Below are 4,015 nucleotides of genomic sequence, written 5' to 3'. Positions count from 1 at the left end.
AATATCTAGAGTGTTTAAAAAATTATATGTTTCTAAAAAATGTTCATCTGTTTCACCTGGAAAACCAACAATAACGTCTACACCAATACAAGCGTGGGGCATTACCTCTTTTATTTTAGCTACGCGATCTACATACAATTCTCGCATATATCTACGTTTCATTAACTTTAAAATCTCATTATGTCCACTTTGTAGTGGAATATGAAAATGAGGTACAAAAGCTCTAGATTTACTTACTACATCTATAGTTTCGTTCTTCAATAAATTAGGCTCTATAGAAGATATTCTTAAACGTTCAATACCTTTAACTTTATCTAGTTCTTGAACTAATTCTAAAAACGTATGTTCGTGTTTTTTATTACCAAATTCACCTTTACCATAATCACCTATATTAACACCAGTTAAAACAATTTCTTTTATGTTTTTAGATGAAATTTCTTCAGCATTCTTAACCACATTAACTAATTCATCACTTCTAGAAATTCCTCTTGCTAACGGAATTGTACAATAAGTACATTTATAATCACAACCATCTTGTACTTTAAGAAAAGCTCGAGTTCTGTCTCCAATAGAGTAACTACCTACATAAAAATCGGCTTCATCAATATCGCATGAGTGGACTTCACCCATATCGTTTTTAGATAAATCGTTTATATAGTCTGTAATTTTAAATTTTTCGGTAGCACCTAAAACCAAATCAACACCATTAACATCTGCCAACTCCTGAGGTTTTAATTGTGCATAACAACCAACTGCAGCAACAAAAGCTTCAGGATTAGCTTTTTGTGCTTGTTTTACAACTGTTTTAAATCGTTTATCTGCATTTTCTGTAACAGAACACGTATTAATGACATAAATATCGGCTTTCTCAGAAAAATCTACGCGTGTAAATCCTTCATCTTTAAAGTTTCTTGAAATTGTAGATGTTTCTGAAAAATTCAGTTTGCATCCTAAAGTATAAAAAGCGACTTTTTTTTGTTCCATATCACATATTATAAAAATCAAGACAGCTTTAAAGCTTTATTTCTTGGTTTTCAATTTTATAAAGTGCAAATTTACGTAATACTTTTAAACCATAAATTATAAAGACATTTTATGCGTGTTTAATTTTATTAATTAATAAATTTATTTTTATAGTGTAACTATAAAAGATAGAAATATTACCTACAAGACTAGTTTCAAAATGAACAAACTTATCACCTATATTAGTATTATCACGTTATTAATTTCTTGTAAAAGTGATATCATTCCAATTGATAATACAACTGTTTTTAGATATAACGAGCATAAAAACATTGGGTCTTTAGATCCAGCATTTGCAAAGGACTTAGCAGATATTTGGGCGACGAACCAATTATTTAATGGTTTGGTGCAAATGGACGATAGTTTAAACGTTAAACCAAGTATTGCGATAGATTGGACAATTAGTGAAGACGCTTTAACTTATACATTTAACCTTAGAAATGATGTGTTTTTCCATAAACACAAGTTATTTGGAAAAGATAGCACAAGAATTGTAACAGCCAAAGATTTTGAATATAGCTTTGATAGAATATTAGACAAAAAAATAGCATCTTCTGGTCAATGGGTTTTTAGTAAAGTAGATAATTTTTATGCGACAACAGATTCTACTTTTGTTGTAAAACTAAACCAACCATTTCCTGCGTTTTTAGGCCTACTAACTATGAAATATTGTAGTGTAGTACCTAAAGAAATCACAGAACATTATGGATCCGACTTTAGATCTCATCCTATTGGAACTGGACCATTTAAATTTAAACGTTGGGAAGAAAACATAAAATTAGTCTTTAGGAAAAACAACAACTATTTTGAAAAAGATAATAACGGAAAACAATTACCACACTTAGAAGCTGTGGCTATAACTTTTTTACCAGACAAACAAAGTGAGTTTTTACAATTTGCACAAGGCAACATCGATTTTGTTTCGGGTTTAGATGCATCATATAAAGATGATATTTTAACAGCTACAGGAAATTTACGTCCAAAATACAAAAAAGACGTTAATATGATTCGTGGACCATATTTGAATACCGAATATTTGGCATTTTATATGGAAAGTGATTTAACCGAAATTCAATCTGAAACACTTAGAAAAGCCATAAACTATGGTTTTAACCGTAAAAAAATGATGACTTACCTAAGAAATGGTATTGGTATTCCTGCAAATGGCGGTTTTATACCAAAAGGATTACCAGGCTATAATAAATCTATAGGTTTTACGTATCAACCAGAAAAAGCTAAAGCATTAATACAAGAATTCAGTAATAATACTGGAATTACAAATCCTAAAATCACAATTACTACAACAGGAAATTATTTAAGTTTTTGTGAATTTATTCAGCGTGAGTTACAAAAAACTGGTTTAGCAGTAAGTATAGATGTTATGCCTGCTTCCGCTTTAAAAAGTGGAAAAGCAAATGGAAAACTAGATATGTTCCGCGCAAGTTGGGTTGCAGATTACCCAGATGCTGAAAATTATTTATCTCTTTATTACAGTAAAAACTTTGCTCCAAATGGACCAAATTATACACATTTTAAAAGTGATGAATTTGATACTTTATACGAGTCTGCTTTTAACGAAACTAATGTTACTAAAAGACAAATTCTCTACACAAAAATGGATTCTTTAGTTATGAGTAAAACACCAATTGTTCCTTTATTTTATGATGAAGTGGTTCGTTTTACTCGTAAAAACATAAATGGCTTAAGTATAAATCCAGTTAATTTATTGGAATTGAAAAACGTTTCTAAAAGATAAACATCACATAATTAACTTATCTAATCTTTTCTATATTGCTTCGTTTCTTCAAAAACATGTGTTAAAATAGCTTTATCTTGTTCAGTAAATTCTACTTGTCTTCTTGCCATAACTACTTTTGCAACCTCAAAAGCTTTATTCGTTTTATAAGTTGTAAACCCACTTGCTCCACCCCAAGAGTAGCTTGGCACAAAGTTTCTAGGAAAACCACTTCCAAAAACATTAGCGTTTACACCAACAACAGTTCCTGTATTAAACATAGTGTTAATTCCGGTTTTACTATGATCTCCCATAATTAAACCACAAAATTGTAATCCAGTTTTTGCAAAACGTCCCATATCATAATCCCATAGCTTAACTTCTACATAGTTATTTTTAAGATTCGAGTTATTAGTATCTGCTCCTAAATTACACCATTCTCCTAAAACAGAGTTTCCTAAAAAACCATCATGTCCTTTATTAGAATAGCCCATTAATATAGAATTATTAACTTCTCCTCCTACTTTACTATACGGACCAACAGTTGTAGCTCCATAAATTTTTGCGCCTAATTTTAAAACTGCATTATTACATAATGCTAATGGTCCGCGAACCAAACTACCTTCCATTATTTCGGCATCTTTACCAATATAAATTGGTCCAGAACTAGCGTTTAGTGTAGCAAACTCAACTTTTGCACCTTCTTCTATAAAAATATTTTCTGGAGCAATAATATTATTACTTTCTGAAATTGGCTGAGATTCTCTATCTTGAGTCAAAAATTTAAAATCTGCTTTTATAGCTACATCATTTTTAGAAAAAATATCCCACGTATTTTTTACAGTAAGAACTTCATCGTTATATTCTAAAGCTTCGTAAGTTTCTAAATTAATTTCTTCTTGAGAATCTTTGGTATAAAAAGCAATCACATCTTCATCTTTAAAAATAGCTTGATTCTCTTTTAAATTTATTACCATTTCTACCAAAACGTTGTTTGGACAATAAGATGCATTAAGCATTATATTTTCCTCCAGTTCTACCATTGGGAATTTATCAGACAAATAATCTTCAGTAACAGAAGTTGTAGTTGTATTAAGAAATCGTTCCCATTTCTCTCGAATAGTTAAAATACCTATTCTAATATCTGCAACTGGTCTTGTCTATGTAAATGGTAGTAAATGATTACGGTTTTCACCATCAAAAAGACTATAATTCATTTTTAAAACTATTTAAAGTAAATGTATTTCAAAAGTAATT

At 30.0% G+C, this 4,015-nt stretch carries 2 protein-coding genes and 1 pseudogene; 1 reads left to right on the top strand and 2 read right to left on the bottom strand.

All coding sequences use genetic code 11. The annotated features are described in order from the left end of the window. A partial coding sequence (locus ACFDSN_RS11815) for a MiaB/RimO family radical SAM methylthiotransferase (protein WP_375240060.1) occupies positions 1-984 on the bottom strand: 984 nt, incomplete at its 3' end. Between the two features lie 199 nt (positions 985-1,183). On the opposite strand from ACFDSN_RS11815, the gene ACFDSN_RS11810 reads away from it, so the two are divergent. Beyond that, positions 1,184-2,779: an ABC transporter substrate-binding protein gene (locus ACFDSN_RS11810; RefSeq protein ID WP_375240059.1), complete on the top strand. Its 1,596-nt coding sequence runs from the start codon at positions 1,184-1,186 to the stop codon at positions 2,777-2,779. A gap of 20 nt (positions 2,780-2,799) precedes the next feature. Here the strand turns inward: ACFDSN_RS11810 and ACFDSN_RS11805 are convergent. Beyond that, positions 2,800-3,975 (bottom strand): annotated as a pseudogene (locus tag ACFDSN_RS11805) (GlmU family protein). Between the last annotated feature and the right edge of the window lie 40 nt (positions 3,976-4,015).

This window comes from Aurantibacter sp. (assembly GCF_042094015.1).
Taxonomy (GTDB): domain Bacteria; phylum Bacteroidota; class Bacteroidia; order Flavobacteriales; family Flavobacteriaceae; genus Aurantibacter.
The sequence above is the reverse complement of the archived record's forward strand: the minus strand, read 5'-3'. Positions and strand labels throughout refer to the sequence as shown.

Bases quoted from the DNA above. Each gene is read 5' to 3' on its own strand.
- ACFDSN_RS11810 (WP_375240059.1), top strand. From the start codon at position 1,184: ATGAACAAACTTATCACCTATATTAGTATTATCACGTTATTAATTTCT.